The 21,604-nt window shown below is 66.0% G+C and carries 19 protein-coding genes and 1 pseudogene; 7 read left to right on the forward strand and 13 right to left on the reverse strand.

All coding sequences use genetic code 11. The features are described 5' to 3' along the window. Positions 1–4: 4 nt before the first annotated feature. Positions 5–595 carry an alpha-ketoglutarate-dependent dioxygenase AlkB gene (locus ABRP17_RS10995; protein WP_349985004.1) on the forward strand — a complete coding sequence of 197 codons (591 nt, stop codon included), beginning with the start codon at positions 5–7 and terminating at the stop codon, positions 593–595. A gap of 30 nt (positions 596–625) precedes the next feature. Here ABRP17_RS10995 and ABRP17_RS11000 read toward each other — a convergent pair whose 3' ends face one another. From ABRP17_RS11000 to ABRP17_RS11020, 5 genes are all read right to left on the reverse strand, one after another. Continuing rightward, complete coding sequence (locus ABRP17_RS11000) at positions 626–1,579, reverse strand: glycosyltransferase family 2 protein (protein ID WP_349985005.1); 954 nt, start codon at positions 1,577–1,579, stop codon at positions 626–628. A gap of 81 nt (positions 1,580–1,660) precedes the next feature. Beyond that, complete coding sequence (locus ABRP17_RS11005) at positions 1,661–2,305, reverse strand: ABC-type transport auxiliary lipoprotein family protein (RefSeq protein WP_349985006.1); 645 nt, start codon at positions 2,303–2,305, stop codon at positions 1,661–1,663. Positions 2,306–2,310: 5 nt separating this feature from the next. Continuing rightward, on the reverse strand, positions 2,311–3,237 hold the full coding sequence (locus ABRP17_RS11010; protein WP_188326010.1) for an MlaD family protein: 927 nt from the start codon (positions 3,235–3,237) through the stop codon (positions 2,311–2,313). A gap of 3 nt (positions 3,238–3,240) precedes the next feature. Beyond that, the gene (locus tag ABRP17_RS11015) at positions 3,241–4,065 is read right to left on the reverse strand and encodes an ABC transporter ATP-binding protein (RefSeq protein WP_349985075.1); all 825 of its coding nucleotides are present in this window, start codon (positions 4,063–4,065) and stop codon (positions 3,241–3,243) included. A gap of 11 nt (positions 4,066–4,076) precedes the next feature. Continuing rightward, positions 4,077–5,189 (reverse strand): ABC transporter permease, encoded by a 1,113-nt coding sequence (locus ABRP17_RS11020; protein ID WP_372486753.1) that lies wholly within the window; start codon positions 5,187–5,189, stop codon positions 4,077–4,079. 103 nt (positions 5,190–5,292) lie between these two features. Here ABRP17_RS11020 and ABRP17_RS11025 point away from each other — a divergent pair, with 103 nt between their 5' ends. Next, complete coding sequence (locus ABRP17_RS11025; protein WP_188326012.1) at positions 5,293–6,552, forward strand: threonine/serine exporter ThrE family protein; 1,260 nt, start codon at positions 5,293–5,295, stop codon at positions 6,550–6,552. A 267-nt stretch (positions 6,553–6,819) separates the two neighbouring features. On the opposite strand, the pseudogene ABRP17_RS11030 reads toward ABRP17_RS11025, so the two are convergent. From ABRP17_RS11030 to ABRP17_RS11040, 3 genes and pseudogenes are all read right to left on the reverse strand, one after another. Further along, positions 6,820–7,188 (reverse strand): annotated as a pseudogene (locus ABRP17_RS11030) (H-NS family nucleoid-associated regulatory protein); the annotation flags it as partial. Positions 7,189–7,336: 148 nt separating this feature from the next. Next, positions 7,337–9,028, reverse strand: a complete 1,692-nt coding sequence (locus ABRP17_RS11035; protein WP_349985008.1) for a proline--tRNA ligase — start codon at positions 9,026–9,028, stop codon at positions 7,337–7,339. Between the two features lie 71 nt (positions 9,029–9,099). Then, positions 9,100–9,477, reverse strand: coding sequence for a DUF4124 domain-containing protein (locus tag ABRP17_RS11040; RefSeq protein WP_349985009.1), 378 nt, complete (start codon positions 9,475–9,477; stop codon positions 9,100–9,102). Between the two features lie 80 nt (positions 9,478–9,557). Between ABRP17_RS11040 and pssA the strand changes: the two genes are divergently transcribed. Genes pssA through rimI form a run of 3 tightly spaced genes read left to right on the forward strand, consistent with a single transcriptional unit; the run spans position 9,558 to position 11,358 of the window. Further along, positions 9,558–10,334 carry a CDP-diacylglycerol--serine O-phosphatidyltransferase gene (gene pssA / locus ABRP17_RS11045; RefSeq protein WP_349985010.1) on the forward strand — a complete coding sequence of 259 codons (777 nt, stop codon included), beginning with the start codon at positions 9,558–9,560 and terminating at the stop codon, positions 10,332–10,334. Next, positions 10,331–10,864, forward strand: a complete 534-nt coding sequence (locus tag ABRP17_RS11050; protein WP_349985011.1) for a hypothetical protein — start codon at positions 10,331–10,333, stop codon at positions 10,862–10,864. The genes pssA and ABRP17_RS11050 overlap by 4 nt, the downstream gene beginning before the upstream one ends. After that, positions 10,861–11,358 carry a ribosomal protein S18-alanine N-acetyltransferase gene (rimI, locus tag ABRP17_RS11055; RefSeq protein WP_349985012.1) on the forward strand — a complete coding sequence of 166 codons (498 nt, stop codon included), beginning with the start codon at positions 10,861–10,863 and terminating at the stop codon, positions 11,356–11,358. The genes ABRP17_RS11050 and rimI overlap by 4 nt, the downstream gene beginning before the upstream one ends. 347 nt (positions 11,359–11,705) lie before the next feature. Here rimI and ABRP17_RS11060 read toward each other — a convergent pair whose 3' ends face one another. The 4 genes from ABRP17_RS11060 to ABRP17_RS11075 all read right to left on the reverse strand — a co-directional run bounded on the left by ABRP17_RS11060 (position 11,706) and on the right by ABRP17_RS11075 (position 17,541). Next, the gene (locus ABRP17_RS11060; RefSeq protein ID WP_349985013.1) at positions 11,706–12,530 is read right to left on the reverse strand and encodes a DMT family transporter; all 825 of its coding nucleotides are present in this window, start codon (positions 12,528–12,530) and stop codon (positions 11,706–11,708) included. 112 nt (positions 12,531–12,642) lie between these two features. Beyond that, positions 12,643–15,468: a valine--tRNA ligase gene (locus ABRP17_RS11065; protein WP_349985014.1), complete on the reverse strand. Its 2,826-nt coding sequence runs from the start codon at positions 15,466–15,468 to the stop codon at positions 12,643–12,645. A gap of 81 nt (positions 15,469–15,549) precedes the next feature. After that, on the reverse strand, positions 15,550–15,975 hold the full coding sequence (locus tag ABRP17_RS11070; RefSeq protein ID WP_188326020.1) for a DNA polymerase III subunit chi: 426 nt from the start codon (positions 15,973–15,975) through the stop codon (positions 15,550–15,552). Between the two features lie 87 nt (positions 15,976–16,062). Then, complete coding sequence (locus ABRP17_RS11075) at positions 16,063–17,541, reverse strand: leucyl aminopeptidase (protein WP_188326021.1); 1,479 nt, start codon at positions 17,539–17,541, stop codon at positions 16,063–16,065. Between the two features lie 103 nt (positions 17,542–17,644). On the opposite strand from ABRP17_RS11075, the gene lptF reads away from it, so the two are divergent. Both lptF and lptG read left to right on the forward strand, forming a co-directional pair. Next, positions 17,645–18,727, forward strand: coding sequence for an LPS export ABC transporter permease LptF (lptF, locus tag ABRP17_RS11080; protein ID WP_188326022.1), 1,083 nt, complete (start codon positions 17,645–17,647; stop codon positions 18,725–18,727). Beyond that, on the forward strand, positions 18,724–19,830 hold the full coding sequence (gene lptG / locus ABRP17_RS11085) for an LPS export ABC transporter permease LptG (RefSeq protein WP_349985015.1): 1,107 nt from the start codon (positions 18,724–18,726) through the stop codon (positions 19,828–19,830). The genes lptF and lptG overlap by 4 nt, the downstream gene beginning before the upstream one ends. Before the next feature lie 611 nt (positions 19,831–20,441). Here lptG and ABRP17_RS11090 read toward each other — a convergent pair. Next, the gene (locus tag ABRP17_RS11090; protein ID WP_349985016.1) at positions 20,442–21,566 is read right to left on the reverse strand and encodes an alpha/beta fold hydrolase; all 1,125 of its coding nucleotides are present in this window, start codon (positions 21,564–21,566) and stop codon (positions 20,442–20,444) included. Positions 21,567–21,604 lie beyond the last annotated feature (38 nt).

The following is a 21,604-nucleotide window of genomic DNA, read 5'->3' on the forward strand; positions in this document are numbered from 1 at the left end:
GGCCTTGCTGTTCCCACAGGACCTGCCCGATGCCGATGTCCGCCACCTTCCGGGGTGGCTGCCGTCGGCACAGGCGCATGAACTGCTGGTCGCACTGCTGCACGACATACCGTGGGAAGTCCATCGCATCCGCATGTTTGGTCGCTGGGCCGATTCGCCCCGGTTGAGCTGCTGGATGGGCGATCCGGATGCCCGCTATCGCTATTCGGGCGCTGACTTTCAGCCCCATCCGTGGAGTGCACTGCTGCTGCCGGTGCGCGATCGGCTGCAGGATGCGCTGGGTGCGCGTTTCAACAGCGTGCTGCTGAACCGGTACCGCAACGGCGCAGACAGCATGGGCTGGCACAGCGATGATGAGCCGGAGTTGGGGCATGCACCGGTGATCGCTTCGCTGAGCCTGGGGGCATCGCGACGCTTCCTGCTGCGGCGACGCGAAGAGCATGCGCGAAAGGCCGAGTACCTGTTGGGCAACGGTGACCTGTTCATGATGTCGGGCGCTACGCAGCGGCACTATCAGCACGCGTTGCCAAAAGCCGCGGGTGAGCAGGCTGAGCGTATCAACCTGACGTTCCGCTGCATTTTGCCGACGAGCTAGATGCGTGCGGATGCGGATCGTTTCTACGCTTCAGCGGATCAGGTCGACTGCAGCTGACAGAACACCTCGACCGAAGCGCTGATAGTTGCCTGCAAACAATTCTTCAAGCACCACAGGGATACGGCGGAAACGGGACAGGGGAAGGTTGGCCCGGTTCGTTATGTGTTGCTGCTTCTGCTTGATCAGTGCCCGGATGGATGCAGGCAAGTGAAGCTGTTGCGCGCGAGTCAGCAGGTCGGCTGAAAGATCCTGTTGCAGATGCTGCTGGCGTCTCTCGGCAGGGCGCATAGGATCATTGCCACCCAAGCCAAGCTGATTACTGTCATGGAGACGATAATCGACCAAGGGAAAGTCCAGGGTGTCTACGTCGCCACGCATGGCGGCCAATGTCACGATCCATGCATCATGCACCCATCCTGACTCAGGAAGCGGCAGCGCGTCGGCCAGCACGATGTGACGAAATGCCATGGTGGCACCGGTGACCATGTCACGCTTGAAAAGCAGGGTCAGCCCGGCACCCTGATGCATCTGGCGCACCTCGCGTGTACCCACTTTCAGCGATCGGAACAAGCTCCGTGGCAGCACCTTGCCGCCCCCATCAATCAGCCGCGCATTCGTGTGCAGTGCGAGCAGTCCAGGCCGCATCTCGAACTCCGCACACATGCGCGCCAGCTTGTCCGCATGCCAGACATCATCCTGATCGCACAGGAAGATGACCTCGCCCGTGCACGCGCGCAGCGCGCCATCGAAGTTGCATCGGTAGCCGACATTACGAGGGTTGACCTGCAGGTCCACCGCGATCCCCAGCGCTTCCGCCACGGGTACGAAAGCGCGCAGGATCTCAACCGTTCGATCACCCGACACGTCATCGCGGATGACGATCTGGTCCGGCAACTGCGTCTGTGCCAGCAGGCTGTCCAGCTGCTCCTTGAGGAAGCGCTCGCCGTTGTAGGTACAGACCGCAATGGACGTCGAAAGAGGCATCAAAAGGACCAGACAGGGCAGGCCCGGATTATGCCATCGCCGGTCCGTGGCTGCCGGCCAGCGGCCGGCACGACCGGATCCTCAATGCAGCAGACTGGCGTCCGTATCCTGCTTCCCCGTCGTCAACGCCCAGCCCACCACCTCCGCCGTCAGCGCGTTCATACCGCGCTCGAATGCGGCCGCGACGGCCGGCACGTCGGTGCTGCCCACCGGCTGTTCCTGGCGGAACGTACGGTCGGCCACCACGCGCTGGTCTACGACGTGAATCAGCTTGGTGTTGATCTCGATCAGCACCGTCGGTGTCGGCTGGCCCCGGTAGTCCGATTCAAACCGGCGGATATCGGTGGCGAGGCGGTAATCGGCACGAATGCCAGCGGCGGATCGGGCCACGCCGGCGATGCGGCCGGAATCCTCAAAGCCGCGCAGGAGCGCGTCTTCCATCATGTCGGTGGCCGGCTGTGCCCACGTGGCACCGCTGTAGATTTCCAGCTCGGCCGGCGTAGGCCGCACGTTGATGCGCGGGCTGTCGACCATGCGCGTCGCGCTTGGCTTGGACAGCACCAGCTGCCAGGCCACGGTCGGCCAGGACGGGTCGACCTTGACCTGCAGGGCAGGCGCATAGATGGTCACGGCGTTGCGATCGCCGCCCGCCAGGATCGAACAACCGGCCAGGCTGGCCAGCAGGGCGGCCGGCAGCAGCAGGCGCGTCAGGGACAGGGATGGCATGCGGTTCATTCGGGTTCGAACTCCTTCGGTGCGTCGCGGCCGAGCAGGTAGCGCGCGGGATTGTTCTCAAGACGGTCGCTGACCCGGCGCAGATCGCGGATCAGCCCGCGCAGTTCGGTCAGGGTCGGGCCCAGCTGGCCCAGGCCATCGCTGGCAAAGCTGTTGATCGCCGCGCGGTTCTCGCCAAGGATCGAATCGGCATTGCCGGCCGCCGAATCCATCTTGGTCATCGTGGCGTCCAGCTTGTCGATGATGCCCGGCAGCTGCTGCACCAGATTCTGATCCAGACGCTTCATGGTGCCGTTGGTGGTCTTCAGGGTTTCATCCAGGCTGCGTGCGGCATTGCGCGCGCTGAGCAGCAGGGCCTGGGTACCCTGGTCGCGGTCGGCGAGGCCGCCGCTGATGGTTTCGATGTTGGCCAGCGTGGCGTTGATCGCGGCCACGTTGCGGTCGCTCAGCACCTGGTCCATGCGCTCGACGATGCGGTTGGCCACGTCGGTGATGTTCTGCAGCGCCGACGGCGTGGTCGGGATGATCGGGTACGGATCCTTGTTCACCGAGGTCAACGCTGGCGACTGCGGGGTGCCGCCACTGAGCTGGATGATCGACGGGCCGGTCAGGCTGGTGATGGCCAGCTTGGCGCGTGTGTCGGTCTTTACCGGGGTGGTGGAGTTCAGGCGGATCTTGGCGACCACCTGGCGCGGGTCATCCGGCACCAGGCTGAGCTCGGTGATCGAGCCCACCGCGATACCGTTGTATTGCACCGGGCTGCCGACGGTCAGACCGGTCACCGCTTCACGGAAGACCACGCGGTACTCCTGCCAGGTCCGGTCGGACGAGTATTTGGCTGCCCACAGGCCAAAGGCCAGCAGGGCCAGGCCGGTGATCAGGGTGAACGCGCCGATCAGCACGTAGTTGGCTTTTGTTTCCATGACTCAGGCACTCTCGGTCTGTTCGCCGCGCGCGGCACGCGCACGAGGTCCGTGGAAATATTCCTGGATCCACGGATGGTCCAGTTTCTCGATCTCGGCCAGCGGTGCGTTGGCCACGACCTTGCGGTCCGCCAGCACCGCCACCCGGTCACAGATGGCATACAACGTGTCCAGATCGTGTGTGATCAGGAATACGGTCAGGCCCAGCGCTTCCTGCAGGGTCTTGATCAGGCGGTCAAACGCGGCCGCGCCGATCGGGTCGAGTCCGGCGGTGGGTTCGTCCAGGAACAGCAGCGGCGGGTCCAGTGCCAGCGCACGTGCCAGGCCGGCACGTTTGCGCATGCCACCGGACAACTGCGATGGCAGCTTGTTGATCGCATCCGCCGGCAGGCCGGCCAGTTTCACTTTGAGCAGGGCCAGCTCGTAATGCCAGCGCTCCGGCAATTCGCGATGATGTTCTTTCAGTGGCACCTGCACGTTCTCGCCCACGGTCAGCGACGAGAACAACGCGCCATCCTGGAACAGCACACCGGTGTTGCGCTGGATGTGCAGGCGGCTTTCGGCGTCACCGCCGCGTGCATCCCGCCCCAATACTTCGATCTGCCCTTCGTCCGGTGTACGCAGGCCCAGGATCGAGCGCATCAGCACCGATTTACCGGTGCCCGAGCCACCGACCACGCCCAGGATCTCGCCGCGACGCACGTCGAGGTCCAGGTCTTCGTGCACAGTCTGCGTGCCGAAGCGATTCACCAGCCCGCGCACGCGGATCGCGAGGTTGCCCTCATCGCCGCTGCGTTCGTCGTCGGCGGGAGGGGGAGTAGCGTTCAATTCGTCCACGGTCACCAGCCCACCTGCATGAACCACAGCGCCGCGAAGGCGTCGAGGATGATCACCAGCGAAATGGCCTGGACCACGCTGGACGTCGTGCGCTCACCGACGGACTGCGCGGTGCCTTCGACTTTCAGGCCTTCCAGGCAGCCGATCAGGCCGATCACCAAGGCGAACACGGGGGCCTTGGACAGGCCGACCAGCATGTTGCGTACTTCCATCGTGTCGTACATGCGCGCGATGTACATCTGCGGCGGGATATCCAGGTCGAAGGCGCCGACGGTGATGCCGCCGGCCAGGCCGGCGATCATCGCGATGAAGGTCAGCAGCGGCAGCGTAATGAGCAGGGCCACGATGCGCGGCAGCACCAGCAGGTCCATCGGGTCCAGGCCGAGCGTGCGCATCGCATCGATCTCCTCGCGTGCCTTCATCGCACCGATCTGCGCGGTGAACGCGCTGGCGGTGCGGCCGGCGAGGACGATGGCGGTCAGCAGTACCGCGAACTCACGCAGGAAGGCGATGCTGACGAGCTCCACCACGTAGATCTCCGCGCCGAAGTCACGCAGGATCGTCGAGCCGAGGAAGGCGATCACCGCGCCGACCAGATAGGAGAGCAGGGCCACCAGCGGGACGGCGTCCAGGCCGACCTGTTCCATCTGATGCACGGTGGCGGTCAGCCGGAAACGACGCGGTTCCTTGACCAGCCGGGCGCCCTTGACCAGGCTTTCACCAAGGAAGCTGGCCAGCGCGACGATGTTCTGTCCGGTAGCGTGCATGCTGCGGCCCAGACGTTCCAGTGCGGCCAGTACACCGAGATCGCGTTTCTTCTTGGGCCGGTCATCGGCCACCTCTTCGATGGTGCTGACCAGGGCCTGATGGTCCTCGCGGAACTGCACGGCATCGGGCTGCAGGTCAGCGCGGTGCGCGACGCGCAGCAGTTGCAGCACGCCGGCCGAGTCCAACTGGTCGATGCCGGTGGCATCGATGCGGGTCAGCGGTTGGGGCAGGTCGCGCAGGACCTCGGCCGACTGCAGCGCCGTATGCAGCGTCCAGTGTCCGGACAAGCGGATGCTGCCGGGCTGGTCGGCGTCGATTTCGATCTGGGGTGCGGTGTCGGTGGTCATGGTGGGCATCAAGGATGCAGCATAGCGTGTGCATGTCGCATGCAGCGTAGGTCCTGTCCGAATGTCCTTCTGCACGGGGCGGGGCTGGGTGATACTACCGCGCATGCCTGTCGACGCCTCTCCCATCACCTCGCCCCCGGCCACCTATGCGCAGCGGGTGGCCTTCGTCTGCGAAATCGCCGGACGCCTGCACAGCTATGGAACGACGGCGCAGCGCCTGGAGGCGGCCGTGGTGGCGTTGGCGCAGCAGCTGGGGCTGGATTGTGAGCCGTGGTCGAACCCGACCGGCATCATCCTCAGTTTCAGCGACCCGGCCAAGGCCATCGGCTCCAGCGACATCACCCGGGTGATCCGCCTGGCACCGGGCGAGAACGACCTGCACAAGCTCAGTGTGGCCGATCGGATCGCCGAGGACGTGGCCAACGGGCGCATGAGTCTGGCGCAAGGGCATACCGCGCTGCGCCAACTCGATGCCGACCCCGGCATGCGCGGCAAGATCAAGGAAGTGCTGTCCTACAGCCTGGGCGCGGCCGGCGTGGCGGGCCTGTGGAAGCTGCCTTGGCTGGATATCGCGACCGCTGGCGTGATCGGCCTGCTGATCGGCCTGTTGGGGCGCTGGACCAGCCAGCGCGCGGCAACCAAGGAAGCCAGTGAAGCGTTGGCGGCGCTGCTGGCGGGCCTGGTAGCGACGCTTGTGGCGACTTACGTGGGTGCGTTGAACCTCAACACGGTGGTGATCGCGTCGTTGGTGATCCTGTTGCCGGGTATGTCGCTGACCAACGCAGTCAATGAACTGGCCAGCCAACATTGGGTGTCCGGCACGGCGCGGGTGGCCGGTGCGCTGACCACGATCATGAAGCTCACCGTCGGCGCGATGATCGCGGTGACGCTGGCTGACGTGATCGGCCTGGATCCGGTGGTGCGCGCGTCGCGTCCGCAGGGGGCGTGGGTGGAATGGAGTGCGCTGCTTATCGCTGCGATCGCTTTCGCCATGCTGTTCAAGGCCAGCCGTCGGGACTTCCCGTGGGTGCTGGCCGCCTGTGTGGCGGGTTATGCGATCTCCAAGTTCGCCGGCCATGCATGGGGGGCGCCTGCGGGCATCTTCCTGTCGGCGATGCTGCTCACTGCGGCGGGCAATCTGTTTGGTCGCGTGGTGCAGCGGCCAGGGGCGATCATCCGCCTGCCGGGCATCATCATGATGGTGCCCGGCAGTACCAGTCTGCGCGGGGTGCTGACCTTGGTGCAGCAGCAGGACGTGGGGGCGGGGCAGGGGGTGTTCCTGACGGTGCTCAACGTGGTGATGGCGCTGGTGGCGGGGTTGTTGTTCGGCAATCTGCTGATACCGGCGCGCAAGACGTTGTAACGGTGGCGAACGGGCTGGGCCCCCTCGCGGCTGGCAGCTTGTTCGGTAGCTGTCCGGGGCAGGGCCGGGCGGGGAGGCTATGCGGGGCACGCGCAAGTACGTCCATGTAGCTCTTCGCGGCTCCTGCCGCTCAAGGCCCCGCATAGCCTCCCCGCCCGGCCCTCGGACACGATCCGGTGACTGCCAGGCCGCGTATGAAAGAGATAGGGCATAAAAAAACGCCGGCTTCGCAGCCGGCGTTTTTCAGATCGATGGGCCTTTTCAGGCTTTCTTGATCAGGTATTCCTCGACCTTCTTGCCCTTGCTCGTCAGCTCGGCCAACCAGCGCGGCTGCTTGCCACGGCCGGTCCAGGTTTCCTTGGTGTTGGCCGGGTTGCGGTACTTCGGTGCCACCTTGCCCAGCTTGCGGCCGGCGGTTTTCGACGGGGCCTTGGTCGTGGCCTTGCGGGCGCGCGGGGCGGGAGCGCCACCGAACAGTTCTTCGATGCTGTAGCCCTCAACCTTCGCCAGCTTTTCCAGCTGTGCGCGCACCTTGGTGATCGGGCGGCGCTTGGCGACGATGGTCTGCTGCTTCTTGGCGGTGCGGATCAGTGCGCCAAGTTCGCGTGCCGACAGACCGGTCAGATCAATACTCATGCAGTGCTCCAGATAATAGGGAAGGGTCTGCCAGTCCGTGGCTCGGGCCCAAGAGTAATGCGCATTTCCGGCAAGCACAAACAAAATCGTGAATCGGTGAGGGCGATGGGGAAAATGAAAAGGCCGGGATAATCCCGGCCTTTCATCATTAACCCAGCAGTTTGCGCATCAGGCTGTCGCGATCCAGGCTCTCCGCCTCGGTCGCCCGGCGCGCGCGGTATTCGTAAGTGCCGGCAGCCAGACCGCGTTCGGATACGACGATGCGATGCGGCACGCCGATCAGTTCCATGTCCGCGAACATCGCGCCGGGACGCAGGCCGCGGTCATCCAGCGCCGCGTCCAAGCCGGCCCCGCGCAGGCTTTCCAGCAGTTCGCCTGCCGCCGCCGCGACGGTCTCGTCGCCCTTCGGATTGATCACGCAGACCACTACCTGCCACGGCGCCATCGCGTCGGACCAGATGATGCCGGCGTCGTCGTGATTCTGCTCGATCGCCGCAGCGACGATCCGCGAGATACCAATGCCGTAGCAGCCCATCGTCATCGCCGCGGCCTTGCCATTCTCATCCAGCACCGTGGCATTCAATGCCTGGGCGTACTGGCGACCCAGCTGGAATACATGGCCCACTTCGATGCCGCGGGCGATTTTCAGCTCGCCGCCGTCGCGTGCGCGGTCACCGGCGCGCACATTGCGGATATCGGCGATCTCCGGCTCCGGCAGGTCACGTCCCCAGTTGACGCCGGCCAGATGGAAGCCGGCCTCGTTGGCCCCGACGACGAAATCGGCCAGTGCAGCGACTTCCGGATCGGCGATGACGCGGATGCCTTTGCTCGGCGCCACCGGCCCCAGGAAACCGGGAATGCTGCCGAGGTAATCGGCGATCTCCGCTTCGCTGGCGAACCGCTGGTCGGCCAGCCCGGCGACCTTGGACAGTTTGATTTCATTGACCTCGTGGTCGCCACGGACCAAGGCCAGCACGAAGCCTTCGGCGGTCATCAACGCCACCGACTTCACCGTGCGCTGCAAGGGGAGGCCCAGCAGCGCAGCCACGTCTTCGCAGGTTTTCTGCGTGGGCGTTTCCACTTTGCGCAGGGACTCGCTGGCCGCTGCGCGTGCAGCAGGTTCGGCCGCGATGGCGGCTTCCATGTTGGCGGCGTAGTCCGAGCCGGTAGAGAACACCAGCGCGTCCTCACCGGAATCGGCGATGACGTGGAACTCCTGCGACGCGTCGCCCCCGATGGCGCCGGAGTCGGCCTGCACCATGCGGAAATCCAGGCCGAGGCGGGTGAAGATGCGGGTGTAGGCCGCCTTCATGTTTTCGTATTCGCGCACCAGGTCGGCGTCATGCAGATGGAAGGAATACGCATCCTTCATCAGGAACTCGCGCGCGCGCATCACCCCGAAACGCGGGCGGATCTCATCGCGGAACTTGGTCTGCACCTGGTAAAAATTGACCGGCAGCTGCTTGTAGCTGGCCAGCTCCTGCCGCGCGAAATCGGTGATCGCTTCCTCGGCGGTGGGGCTGTAGCAGAACTCCTGCTCCTTGCGGTCTTTGATCTTCAGCAACTGCGGGCCGAACTTTTCCCAACGGCCGGTGGCCTCCCACAGCTCGCGCGGCTGGATGGTGGGGATCTGCAGTTCGACCGCACCGGCACGATCCATTTCCTCGCGCACGATGCGCTCGACCTTGCGCAGCACGCGCAGGCCCAGCGGCGACCAGGTGTACAGGCCGGAGGCGAGCTTGCGGATCATCCCCGCGCGCAGCATCAGCCGGTGGCTGGTCAGCTCGGCGTCGCTGGGGGTTTCCTTGGTGGTGTGCAGGTGGAACTGGGACAGGCGCATCGTCGGCATCATCTAACGGCGGAAGCCGTTATTCTGCCAGCCCGGCGCCTGCCGTGGGGATCGGCCCGTGCTCAGGCCTGCGGACAGTAGGCCTTTGCGGCGGCTTCGGCGAGGGCGCGTTGGTTCTGGCGCTGGGTATCGTCCAGTGGGCTGTCCGCCTTGCCATCGCCGTCGGTGTCCTGCATGACCGCGCCGCTGCCATCGAGCAGGGCCAGGTTCGCGCGCGCCGTGGCGCACTGCGGGGCAACTGGGGTTTCCGCCGGTGCAGCGCTGGCGGGCACACGGTTTCCGGCATCGCCGGTGATCTGACGGGTTTCAAACTTCTTGCCCGACGGCGGATTCTCCGAATACTGGGTAACCCCGTTGGCATCCTTCCATTTATAGACCTGGCCAGCCATGGCGGGAGACGTGGCCAGCAGGAGGAAACTCAAGCAGATCAGGGTACGCATGACGACTCCGGGCCGGGCTGGCGGGAAAGCGTGATTGCAGCACTGCCGCCGTCGGCTGGCAAGTCGATTAAACTCGGGGCATGGATCCCATTACCCCCCCGCCCCGCTCACGCAGCATCTACCTGCTGCCCAATCTGTTCACCACGGCGGGCCTGTTTGCTGGCTTCTACGCCATCATCGCCGCCGCCAACGGTGATTTCGTCTACGCCAGCATCGCGGTGTTCGTCGCGGCGATCATGGATGGGCTGGATGGCCGGGTCGCCCGGCTCACCGGCACCAGCAGCGAGTTCGGCGTCCAATACGATTCGCTGGCCGACCTTGTCAGTTTCGGCATGGCACCGGCGCTGGTGATGTACCACTGGTCGCTGTCGTCATTGAAGTTCGACGGGGAACTGCTGGGGCGGGTCGGCTGGGCGGTCGCCTTCCTGTACGCCGCATGCGCCGCGCTGCGGCTGGCACGCTTCAATACCCAGGTGGCGGTGGTCGACAAGCGCTGGTTCGTCGGCCTCGCCAGCCCGGCTGCGGCGGGCCTGATGATGTCGTTTGTCTGGGCATTTGCCGATGGGCAGCTCGGCTGGAGTGGCGATCAGCTGCGTTACGTTGCCTTGGGCGTGACGCTGGTCGCGGCCCTGCTGATGGTCAGCCGCATCCGCTTCTGGAGCTTCAAGGGCGGTGGCGCGAAAGGCCCCCGCGCCGACCGCGTGCCGTTCCTGGTGCTTGCGCTGTTGCCGATCGGCATCGCAATCGCGGTGATAGACCTGCCCCGCGTATTGTTCGCGGTCGGCATCATTTACGCGTTGTCAGGTCCCCTGATGTGGGCCCTGCAGCGCCTGCGCAAGCGTTCGGACGCCGCGTGAGCGGGGGCGCGTCGGCTGTGTGGACGCCTGCCCAGCAAGCCTGGCTGCAGGCGATGGGCTACACCGTGCTGCACGACAGTGCATTGGCCGTGGCATTGGAGGCTGTTGCCGCTACCCATGCCGATGCCAGCGACGGTCCACGACCGCCGCAGCGGTCCGACGACGCCGTCCGCATCAGCGTGGCGCCCATGGCGGCGCCGCCTCGGCGTGCACCGCCCGCGCCGGCCGACGAATCTGCCGATGGCAAGCCCCGCCCGCCGCCGCGGCCCCGCCCGGCCGCTCCGATTGCCCAGGTAGCGCAAGAACCCAACGCGCCCGGGGGCGTGACCGGCACGCCCCGGCAGCCGGCCGTCCGCCTGCCTGACCGCCTGCAGATGGCGCTGCTGCGCGCCTCCGGCTGTAATCCCAACGACCCGGCGACGCAGGCCCTGATGGAAAGCTGGCCGCTGGACACCCTGCGTGGCAATGCGGCGGCCAAGCGCGCGCTGTGGCCGCAGTTGCGCGCGCTGCGCCGGAAGCCGGGCGCATGAGTGCGTTGATCAGCCCGGGACGGGCCAGCCTGCGTGCGCTGCGCGAAAGTGATCTCAACGCCGTCATGGCGATCGAGGTGCGGGGTTATCCCTATCCGTGGACGCGCGGCATCTTCCTGGACTGCCTGCGCGCCGGCTATCCGGGGCTGGCGTTGGAGGAGGATGGGTTGCTGATGGGCTATGCGCTGCTGAGCATCGCCGCCGACGAGGCCCATCTGCTGAACATCTGTGTGGATCCGTTGAGCCAGACCGGTGGCCGTGGGCGACTGCTGCTGCGGGCCATCGTCGGCCTGGCGCGCGACCGCGGCGTGCGCCGCGTGTTTCTGGAAGTACGGCCGTCCAACGCACCGGCGCTGGCGCTGTACCACAGCGAAGGCTTCAACGAGATCGGTCGTCGCCCGCGTTATTACCCCGCCGCAGAGGGGCGCGAAGACGCGCTGGTGATGGCCATCGAGATAGTGGCCGATGACATCGACACGATGCCACCGCTGTAACAGGCAGGGTCGGTGGATAGCGCCGATTGGTAGAGCCGACCGGTAGAGCCGACTTCAGTCGGCTGACGTTGACTACCAGCCGACTGAAGTCGGCTCTACCACGGTCAATCGCCGCGCCGAACCCGCCGTCGTCCATCCGACACGGTACCCGCGCCGCAACCCGCCGTCGTTCATCCGACCCCGGCATCCGCGCCGCACCCAGCCGTTGCCCCCCACCCACGGCACGCGCGCGGTCGCCAGTAGCGCCGAGCCATGCTCGGCGAGCGCAGCGGTCCACCCGAAGCCCATGACGGCCAGCGGCGGTCACCCGCCGGATGATGTTCGTCACCCGCTGATCCCGGATTCCTTCAGGATGCAACCCGCAGCAGGATCACGCCGGCGACGATCACCCCACCTGCTATCCATCGTCCGCGCGGTACGCGTTCGCCCAGAAGAAACGCAGAGATCAGCAGCGCGAACAGGATCGAAGTTTCGCGCAACGCCGAGACCATCGCGACCGGCGCCTGGGTCATAGCCCATAGTGCGATGGCATAGGACGTCGTCGTGCCGATGCCACCGATCAAGCCCAGCCGCCAATGCGCGCATACATGTGCACGCAACGCGTCACGCCGCTGCATGAGAGCGCGCATGGTCAGTGGCAGGCCTGACAAAAGAAACAGCCACAGGGTATAGCTGAGCGCATTGCCGGACAGACGTGCACCGTGGGCGTCGACCAGCGTGTAGGTCGCGATCATGCAGGCAGTCAGCAGCGGCAGTCCCCAATGCGCCCTGTGGGTTCCCAGCGCCATGCCGAGGATGCCGATGCTGACCAGCACGATGCCACTCCACGCCGATAGCGGCAGTTGCTCGCCGTGAACAAGAGCCGCCATGGCCACGAGGATCGGCGCACAGCCGCGCATGAGCGGATAGGCCACACTCATGTCGACCTGCTGGTAGCAGCGGGCAACCAAGGCGTAGTAAGCGACCTGCAGGGCAACCGAAGCTGCGAGCCACGGCCAGCTGCGTGCATCTGGTAGTGGCAGGAAGGGCAACACGACCGCCGACAGCAGCGCGGCGCTGGCGGTGATCACTACGGTGCCGAGCTGTTTGTCGGGCCCGCGTTTGACGATGGCGTTCCAGCTGGCGTGGAGGGCGGCGGCGACCAGTACCAGCAGGAAAGTGGAGAGTGGCATCGTCGGGATGATGCCATGCCATGTCATATCGGTAGCGCCGAGTCATGCTCGGCGAGTGCAGCGGTCCGCCCGAAGCGCGTGACGGCCAGCGGCCGTCACTACCGCCAGCGCCTTACAGCTTGGCGCGTTGCTCCTGCAACCCGGCCAATTGGGTGGTCCATTCGACCAGACGTACGCGCTCCTGCTCGACCACCGCAGCAGGCACCTTGTCGGTGAACTTCGACAGCTTCACTTCGCTCTTTTCCTTTTCGGCCTGCACGCGCAAAAGTTCCTTGTCCAAACGCGCGCGCTCCGCATCCAGGTCCACCAGGCCTTCCAACGGCACCAGCAGCTTCAGCTCGCCGACGATGGCCGCCGCTGCAGGCGGGGCCGATTCATCGGCAGCCAGCCACTGGATGGTCTCCAGTTTCAGCAGGAAGGACAGCGACGCGGCGAAACGTTCGATGCGCACGCGGTCCTGTTCCAGCCCGGCCTGCAGCCGCAGCGGTACCAGCTTCGACGGTGCGACATTGAGCTCGCTGCGCACGCGGCGCACGGCGCTGATCACGGCCTTCAGCCATTCCACGTCGGCCTCGGCCTGGGCGAAATCACCCGCGAACTCATCCGCCGTTGGGTAGGGGCGCAGGGACAACGAATCCCCGGCGATGCCCAGACGCGGCGCGACCTGCTGCCACAGCTGCTCGGTGATGAACGGCGTCAACGGGTGCAGCAGGCGCAACAGCGCTTCCAGCACGTACAGCACGGTGTGGCGGGTGCTGTCTGCATCCGCGATGTCTGCACCGTTCAATGCCGGCTTGCTCAGCTCCAGGAACCAATCGCAGAATTCATTCCACGCGAACTCGTACAGGCACTGCGCCAGGAGATCGAAACGATAGGCCGCGAAGTGCCCATGCGCTTCTGCGGTGGTGGCAGCCAACCGCGCGAGAATCCAGCGCTCGGCGTCGGTGCGCGGCTTGGGCGCACCGGAGAACGAGGCGCCTTCGGTGTTCATCAGGGCGAAGCGGCTGGCGTTCCACAGCTTGTTGCAGAAGTTCTTGTAGCCCTCGGCACGGTTCATGTCGAACTTGATGTCGCGGCCGTGGGTCGCCAACGCGGCGATGGTGAAGCGCAGTGCATCGGCACCGTGGGCGGCAATGCCCTCCGGGAATTCCTTGCGCGTGGCCTTGCCGATCTTCTCGATCATCTTCGGCTGCATCAGGCCACCGGTGCGCTTGGCCACCAGGTCGTCGATGGAAATGCCGTCGATGATGTCCAGCGGGTCCAGCACGTTGCCCTTGGACTTGGACATCTTCTGCCCCTGCCCATCGCGGATCAGGCCGGTGAAGTAGACGTCCTTGAACGGCACCTTGCCGGTCAGGTTGTCGGTGGCCATGATCATGCGGGCCACCCAGAAGAAGATGATGTCGAAGCCGGTGACCAGCACCGACGAAGGCAGGTAGCGGTCAAAGCCGCGCTCGGCCATCGCCTGCTCGTTCGGCCAGCCCAGCGTGGAGAATGGCCACAGCTGCGAGGAGAACCAGGTCTCCAGTACATCGCTTTCCTGGTGCAGCGCCACGTCGGCGCCCAGCCCATTTGCCGCACGCACTTCGGCTTCATCGCGGCCCACGTAGCAGGCGCCGGCGTCGTCGAACCACCCCGGGATGCGATGGCCCCACCAGAGCTGGCGGCTGATGCACCAGTCCTGGATGTTGGTCATCCAGTGGCGGTAGGTGTTGATCCAGTTCGGCGGCACGAAGCCGATCGCACCGCTCTCTACAAGTTCCAGGCCACGCCGCGCCAGTTCGTCCATCTTCACGAACCACTGGTCGGTCAGGTACGGCTCGATCACCTGGTTGGTGCGGTCGCCACGCGGTACCTGCAGTTTGTGCGGCTTGGTCTCGACCAGGATCGCCAGATCCTCCAATTCGCCCAGCACGGCCTTGCGTGCGTCGTAGCGATCCAGTCCGCGGAAGCGTTCCGGTGCGTTCTCGTTGATCGCGGCCACCGGGGTGAACAGATTGATCATCGGCAGGTTATGGCGCAGGCCGACCTGGTAATCGTTGAAATCGTGCGCCGGCGTGACCTTGACCACGCCGGTACCGAACGCGCGGTCCACGTAGTCATCGCCGATCACCGGCACGCTGCGGCCGGTCAGCGGCAGGGTGACGCTGCGACCGATCAGGTGCAGGTAACGCGTATCTTCGGGGTGCACCATCACCGCGGTGTCGCCCAGCAGCGTTTCCGGGCGCGTGGTGGCGACCACCAGGTAATCACGGGTTTCGCGCAGGGTTTCGACGCCATCGGCGTCGCGTTCGACGTGCTCGTAGGTCAGCCCGTCGTCGAGCTTGTAGGCGATCGACCAGAGGAAACCGTCTTCCTCGGCGCTCTCTACTTCAAGATCGGAGATGGCGGTCTTCAGCACCGGATCCCAGTTGACCAGACGCTGTCCGCGGTAGATCAGTCCCTGTTCGTGCCAGCGCACGAAGGCTTCGATCACGGCCTGCGAGGGCTGCGGATCCATGGTGAAGGTGCTGCGCGACCAGTCGGCGGATGTGCCCAGGCGGCGCATCTGCCGTTCGATGGTGTCACCGGACTGCTGCTTCCACTCCCACACCTTGCCGATGAAGCCTTCGCGACCCAGCGAGTCACGTGTTTCCCCCTTGCCTTCCTGCGCCAGGTTGCGGCTGACCACCATTTCGGTGGCGATGCCCGCATGGTCGGTGCCCACCTGCCACAGCGTGTCGTAGCCGCGCATGCGGTGGTAGCGCACCAAGGCATCCATCAGGGTCTGCTGGAAGGCGTGGCCCATATGCAGCGTGCCGGTTACGTTCGGCGGCGGCAACAGGATGGTGTACGGCTCGCCCTTGCCCGACGGCTTGAAGTGGCCAGCCTTTTCCCAGGCATCGTAGGTGTCCTTTTCAAAGGACGTCGGGTCGTAGCTGGAGTCGAGTCGGGTCATGCGGGGCAACCAGAAGATGTTCGGGGGAGGATCAGGGCGAACGGCCGGCGCATCAAGGGCAGCGCCGGGCCGGTGCCCGGTTTACATATCGTGCTTGGACAGCTCGTAACCGGCGTCCTTGTACTGCCGCCAGCGCTCGCGCAGGGGCTCGCGCGCGTCCGGATCGGCCGGAACCACTTCCAGCACCCGGTCGCATTCGCCCATCCACGGCGTATCGCGCAGGTTGATCACCAGCGGGCGCACCGGCTCTTCGCCACCCGGCACGGCGATCAGCACCAGCGCTTCTTCTTCGTCCATGTCTTCGCCGGCGATCTGGTGCGGGATGTAGGCCTCCGCATCGAAGGACCACAGCAGCTCGTCCAGTTCTTCGGCCTGGGCCTGGTCACGGGCCAGCACCAGGGTGAACAGCCCGGCGTCGTTGGCCTTGCGCGCCAGCTCGCAGACCAGGCGCAGGGGCTCGGTCAGGAAGCGGGGCTTGGCGATCAGGTAGAAATCAGCGCGGGGCATGGCGGCATCCGGGTGGCAGGCGAAGGCCCGGCACGGGCCGGGCGATGTCATGGCCGGCATAGGGCCGGCCACAGAGACAACAGTGGATCAGGCGCGGGCCGCCTGGTCCAGCAGCCACTGGCTCAGCAGGCCGACCGGGCGGCCGGTAGCCATGCCGCGCTTGCCTTCATCGCTGGCGACGCCGGCGATGTCCAGGTGGGCCCAGCGCTGGCCTTCGGTAAAGCGTGCCAGGAAGCAACCAGCGGTGATCGCACCGGCCCAGCGACCGCCAATGTTGTAGACGTCGGCAAAGCTGGAATCCAGCATCGGCTGGTATTCATCCCACAACGGCAGGCGCCAGGCGCGGTCGAATACATGCTCACCGGCGGCCAGCAGCTCGTTGGCCAGGTCGTCGTGCTTGGTCATCAGGCCAGCGGTCTGATGGCCCAGGGCGACCAGGCAGGCACCGGTCAGGGTGGCCACATCGACCAGGGCCTGCGGCTCGAAGCGCTGCGCGTAGGTCAGCGCGTCGCACAGGATCAGGCGACCTTCGGCGTCGGTGTTGCCGACTTCGATGGTCTTGCCCGACATCGAGGTGATGACGTCGGACGGGCGGTAGGCGTTGCCGTCGATGGCGTTTTCGACCGCCGGCACCACCACCACCAGGTTCAGCGGCAGCTGCGCCTTCACCGTGGCCACGAAGGTGCCGATGACGTTGGCGCCACCGCACATGTCGAACTTCATTTCTTCGATGCCGCCCTGAGTCTTCAGGTTGACGCCACCGGTATCGAAGGTGATGCCCTTGCCGACCAGCACGTAGGGCTTGGCATCGCCGCCGTTGTTCCACTTCAGCACTACCAGCCTGGGCCGGTTGGCCGAGCCGCGTGCCACGGCCAGCAGCGAGCCCATGCCGAGCGCTTCCATCTGCGTCTCGTCCAGGATCTCGGCCTCGGCACCGTCGTGCTCACCCGCGAACTTCACGGCCACGTCAGCCAGATGGGCCGGGTTGCAGAAGTTCGGCGGCAGGTTGCCCAGCTCACGGGCGAACTCCACGCCGCTGGCGATGGCACGGCCCTGCAGCAGGGCGGTTTCGTCGCTGCCGGCGATGGCCAACTGCTGCAGGCCGGCCTCTTCGGCCTTCTTCTTGCCGAAGGTGGCGGTATAGCGGTAGCTGGCGTGATCAGCCGCGATGATGGCCTGGCGGATCGCCCACGCGGCGTCGCGGTCTTTCACCGGCAGATCGACCAGGGTGAACAGCGCACTGCGGCTGGCGCCGGTCTTCAGCGCGCGCACCGCGTCGCCGATGGCCTTCAGGTACTGCGGCACGCCGAAGCGGGCCGCCTCGCCGAGGCCGACCACCAGCACGCGCGGCGCAGTGACGCCCGGCAGGTCGTGCAGCAGGGTGGTGGCGCCGGTCTTGCCGGACAGGTCACCGCGCTGGGCAAGGGCTGCCAGGCGACCGCCACTGGCAGCGTCCAGCGCCTGTGCGGCGGGCGACAGGGTATGGTCGGCATAGGCGCCGATGACCACGCAGTCCACCGCAGCGGAGGTGGGCGAGGAGTGGTTCAGGGTGAATTCGAGGGCCATTGATCAGATTCCGTAGGCAAATCCGTACAATCGCGGACCGTTTACGTCCAGCCGTTAGACTGGGCGGACCCGCGAACGAACCTGAGAGTTTAAACCACGGCCCATGTTGAAGCTCGACCGATACCTATTGGGCGATTTCGTCCAGAGTTTCCTGGCCACCCTGATCGTCCTGCTGGTTGTCAGCGTGGGCGGTGTACTGGTGGATATCCTCGGCAACATCGCCGATGGCCGCCTGCCGGCCCGCCTGCTGTTTTCCCAGCTGGGCCTGCAGTTCATCGTCTACATGCCGCTGATCCTGCCGCTTGCGCTGATGCTGGGCCTGCTGCTGGCGGTGGCCCGGCTGTACCGCGATTCGGAGATGGCTGTCATCACCGCCATCGGCGTCGGCCCGCCGCGCCTGCTGAAGCCCCTGCTGATGCTGGTGCTGCCGGTGGTGGGCATCATCGGCGCCTGTTCGTTGTGGCTGGGCCCCTGGGCCGACCGTACCGGCGAGCAGATGATCGATGACGCCAACCGCAGCGTGCTGATGGCCGGGCTGGAGGCGGGCCGCTTCACCAACCTGTCCAACGGCGGGGTGGTGTACCTGTCCTCGATCTCGCCCGACGGCACCACGCTGGGGCGGGTGTTCATCAACCGCGCCCGTGAGGGTCGGGTTGAAGTGGTGTCGGCCGCGAGTGGTCGGCTGTACTTCGAAGGCAAGGAGCGGCGCTACCTGCAGCTGAACGACGGTCATCAGATCGAGGGGCCCGCCGACGGAGGCAAGGGCTACCGGCTGGCTACCTTCGCCCGCAACGACGTGGCCATGCCCGATGGGGCGCAGACCCGCCAGTCGAATGATCCCGAACTGTTGCCGACCAGCCAGCTGATCGGCGATGAGCGGCCGGCCGCCAAGGCCCAGCTGCACTCGCGCATTGCCCCGCCGCTGATCGCGCTGGCGTTCGCGCTGATGACCGTACCGCTGGCCCGCAGCTCACCGCGGCAGCAGCGCTACGGCCGGATGATGCTGGCGTTCCTGGCCTACATGGTGGGCATGAACCTGATGTTCATCGGCACCGGCTGGATAGCCGATGGCAAGATTCCCAATGGGCTTGGCCTGTGGTGGCTGACCCTGCCGCTGCTGGCGCTGGCGATCTGGATGTACCTGCGTGACGGACGCCTGTCACGCCCGAAGAGAGTGTCCGCATGATCCCGCGCCCGATGCGTTTCGATTATTACCTGGGGCGTGCGGTGTTCGGCACCGTGCTGCTTACCTGGGCGGTGCTGATAGGGCTGGACGTGGTGATGGCGTTCTCCGGCGAGTTCAAGGACGTCGGCAAGAACGGCTACACCCTGGGCCATGCCGCCGCGTGGGTGCTGTATACCGTGCCGCGGCGCGCCTATACGTTCTTCCCGACCGCTGCGGTGATCGGCTCGCTGATGGGGCTGGGCCAGCTGGCCGCCACGTCCGAGTTGACTGCCCTGCGGGCGCTCGGCCTGTCGCGTCGTCGTCTCAGCCTGTCGGTCGCGGTGGCCTTGTCGCTGCTCACCGGTGCGATGGTGCTCAGTGGCGAGACGCTGGCGCCGTGGGCGCAGGAGCGTGCGGACAACATCCGCATGAGTGCCAAGCGTGGCGGTGACATGTCGGTCGCACGCTACGCCGGCGTCTGGGCACGGGAGGGCGACACGTTCCTCAACGCGCAGGGCGGAGAGGAGCAACTGGTCGAGGGCGGTGGCACGCGGTTGGTCCTGCACGACGTCCGTATGTACCGCATCGGTCCGCAAGGCGAGATCGTGTCGCTGACCCATGCGGCCACGGCCGAGCATGATGCCTCCGGCTGGGTGCTGACCCAGGTACGCCGCGACGTCTTCGGTGATCGATCATTGCAGCGCGAAGAAGTACCGCGGGAGAAGTGGGATTCGCAGTTGGATGCCGCCGCACTGGCGACCGGCATTTCGCGTCCGCGCAACCTGCGCGCGGCCGACCTGCGTACCAGCATCGAGTACCGGGAACGCAACGGGCTGGATGCGCGGGATTACGAGGATGTGTACTGGAGCCGCTGGTTCTATCCGGTGAACGTGCTGGCGCTGTGCCTGGCGGCTGTACCGTTTGCGTTCGGCTCGCTGCGCAGCGGTGGCATGGGCAAGCGGTTGTTCCTGGGGATCCTGTTCGCTTTGGGTTTCTGGCTGCTGCAGCTGTTCTTCGGCCGCATGGCCGGCGCGCTGAAGTTTGATTACCGGGTGGCCTACGCGTTGACGCCGATCCTGATGCTGGGTATTTCCGCGATGCTGTTCCGGCGCAAGTCGGGTTGAGGTTGTTTGCTTGCCGGGCTGCGCCCGGCACCTGCCGATGCAACTGCAACTGCAACAGCAACAGCAACAGCAACAGCAACAGCAACAGCTGCAACAGCAACAGCTGCACGGCTGCTTGTTGGCGGGGCGAGGTAGGTTGGCGGGGGACGGCAAGGGCCGCATCCATGCGGGCCTCGTTTCGCGCCATCCATGGCGCTCAACGCCCCCGCCAACCCACCCCGCCCCACCTTCGACAGGTCCATGGTGGTCATGGAGCCGTCGCGCATGCGGACATCGGTAGCGCCTACCCATGGTCGGCGAGCGCAGCGGGCCGTTGGCGGGAACATTCCGCCGACCATGGGTCGGCGCTACAGATGGCGATGATCCGTCGGGTGTAGGGAGCCCCTGAGTCAGGGTCAGCCGCGAAGCGGCGGGGTGTGGGTGCTGGTGAGACGGGGCCCACGGTTTGCGAAGCAAAGTGTGGGAGCGACAGCGCGAATGCGATGGCGTGGACCCGTGCCATGGATGGCGCGAAACGAGGCACGCATGGATGCAGCTTTTGCCGTCCCCCGCCCAGCCCCACCGCCCGGCCCCAAGCACGTAGCCTTGAAGCAGCCCACCGCGAGGGGGTCTCACCCGTTCGACCCACTACCGCCCTGCGCCAGCGCCATGAAATTCGCCTCCATCGGCAGACGCGGGGCGGGGCACAGTCCCGCCGGGCCGCCCGCATCGCGGGCCATCCAGTCGTTCACGACGCCACCCAGCAGGTCGATGCGCATCGGCAGCGTGATGTGGTCTTCGCCGCGCATCTCGATGTAATGCGCCCGTGGACTGGCCTGCGCCAAGCGACGGCCCTGGCTGACCGGGATGTGCTGGTCGTCGTCACCGTGCAGCAGCAATACACACGCTTGGCTGCGTGCTACCGCGCGGCTGACATCCACGCGATCCAGGTCCACGCCCAATCGGCGGTTGGCGGCAGCGATCACCTCGTCCATGTTCTGGTCGGCATAACGCCAGCGTGCGTAGGCGGCCACCGCCTGTGCCTGCCACCCCGTCGGCTGGCTCGCCAGCAGGTGCGGGATCATGCTGCGGATGGCATCCCCGGCGTTGGCGAAGGATTCCATGGCCACCACGCCCTGCACCTCGGAGCCGAGCTTTTCTGCGGTAAACAGCGCGGTCGCCGCGCCGTAGGATACGCCGAACAGGTACAGCGGGCCCTGCACCTCGCCGCTGGCGCGCAGGGCGTGGATCACATCGACCACTTCGTCTGATTCCACGGTTCCGTAGCCCGCCGGTCCATTGCCCGAGTGACCGTGGTTGCGCAGGTCGATGGTCACCACCCGATAGCCGGACTGCGCCAGCTGCAACGACCACGGCAGCATGGCATCGCCGCTCATCATCCAGCCATGCAGCAGCACGACGGTGCCGCGCGGCGGCTGTGCACGGAAGCGGCCCGTGGGCGCAAGGCGCAGGTCCATGTCCATCGGCTGGCCGCCCTCGTGGCGGGGGCGTGCATACCGGTAGTGCAGGCCGTAATCGCCCGCATCGAAGGCGCGCCAGAAGATCGGCACGCCGGCGCGGCTGGTGACCTTGCCGCTGCGGTTGGGCAGGGTGGCGATGGTGGCGGCGATGTGGGCCTGGTCAAGCAGCGGCGAGGCGCCGCCCGGCGATACCAGGCGCTCGCTGAGCGAGGTGGAAGAGGAGGGGGAGCAGGCGGCCAGCCACAGGCACGCGCAGGCCAGCAGCAGCCGCATCATGGTCGGGTTCGTCAGGAAGTTGGCCGCGCAGGCTACCG

Source organism: Stenotrophomonas sp. WHRI 8082 (assembly GCF_040223995.2).
Lineage (GTDB): Bacteria > Pseudomonadota > Gammaproteobacteria > Xanthomonadales > Xanthomonadaceae > Stenotrophomonas.

What these genes read in the sequence shown, in the direction of transcription:
- ABRP17_RS11000 (WP_349985005.1), bottom strand. Translation starts at nt 1,579, where the DNA reads ATGCCTCTTTCGACGTCCATTGCGGTCTGTACCTACAACGGCGAGCGC.
- ABRP17_RS11005 (WP_349985006.1), bottom strand. Translation starts at nt 2,305, where the DNA reads ATGCCATCCCTGTCCCTGACGCGCCTGCTGCTGCCGGCCGCCCTGCTG.
- ABRP17_RS11010 (WP_188326010.1), bottom strand. Translation starts at nt 3,237, where the DNA reads ATGGAAACAAAAGCCAACTACGTGCTGATCGGCGCGTTCACCCTGATC.
- ABRP17_RS11020 (WP_372486753.1), bottom strand. Translation starts at nt 5,189, where the DNA reads ATGACCACCGACACCGCACCCCAGATCGAAATCGACGCCGACCAGCCC.
- ABRP17_RS11025 (WP_188326012.1), top strand. Translation starts at nt 5,293, where the DNA reads ATGCCTGTCGACGCCTCTCCCATCACCTCGCCCCCGGCCACCTATGCG.
- ABRP17_RS11035 (WP_349985008.1), bottom strand. Translation starts at nt 9,028, where the DNA reads ATGCGCCTGTCCCAGTTCCACCTGCACACCACCAAGGAAACCCCCAGC.
- ABRP17_RS11040 (WP_349985009.1), bottom strand. Translation starts at nt 9,477, where the DNA reads ATGCGTACCCTGATCTGCTTGAGTTTCCTCCTGCTGGCCACGTCTCCC.
- pssA (WP_349985010.1), top strand. Translation starts at nt 9,558, where the DNA reads ATGGATCCCATTACCCCCCCGCCCCGCTCACGCAGCATCTACCTGCTG.
- rimI (WP_349985012.1), top strand. Translation starts at nt 10,861, where the DNA reads ATGAGTGCGTTGATCAGCCCGGGACGGGCCAGCCTGCGTGCGCTGCGC.
- ABRP17_RS11060 (WP_349985013.1), bottom strand. Translation starts at nt 12,530, where the DNA reads ATGCCACTCTCCACTTTCCTGCTGGTACTGGTCGCCGCCGCCCTCCAC.
- ABRP17_RS11065 (WP_349985014.1), bottom strand. Translation starts at nt 15,468, where the DNA reads ATGACCCGACTCGACTCCAGCTACGACCCGACGTCCTTTGAAAAGGAC.
- ABRP17_RS11070 (WP_188326020.1), bottom strand. Translation starts at nt 15,975, where the DNA reads ATGCCCCGCGCTGATTTCTACCTGATCGCCAAGCCCCGCTTCCTGACC.
- ABRP17_RS11075 (WP_188326021.1), bottom strand. Translation starts at nt 17,541, where the DNA reads ATGGCCCTCGAATTCACCCTGAACCACTCCTCGCCCACCTCCGCTGCG.
- lptF (WP_188326022.1), top strand. Translation starts at nt 17,645, where the DNA reads ATGTTGAAGCTCGACCGATACCTATTGGGCGATTTCGTCCAGAGTTTC.
- lptG (WP_349985015.1), top strand. Translation starts at nt 18,724, where the DNA reads ATGATCCCGCGCCCGATGCGTTTCGATTATTACCTGGGGCGTGCGGTG.
- ABRP17_RS11090 (WP_349985016.1), bottom strand. Translation starts at nt 21,566, where the DNA reads ATGATGCGGCTGCTGCTGGCCTGCGCGTGCCTGTGGCTGGCCGCCTGC.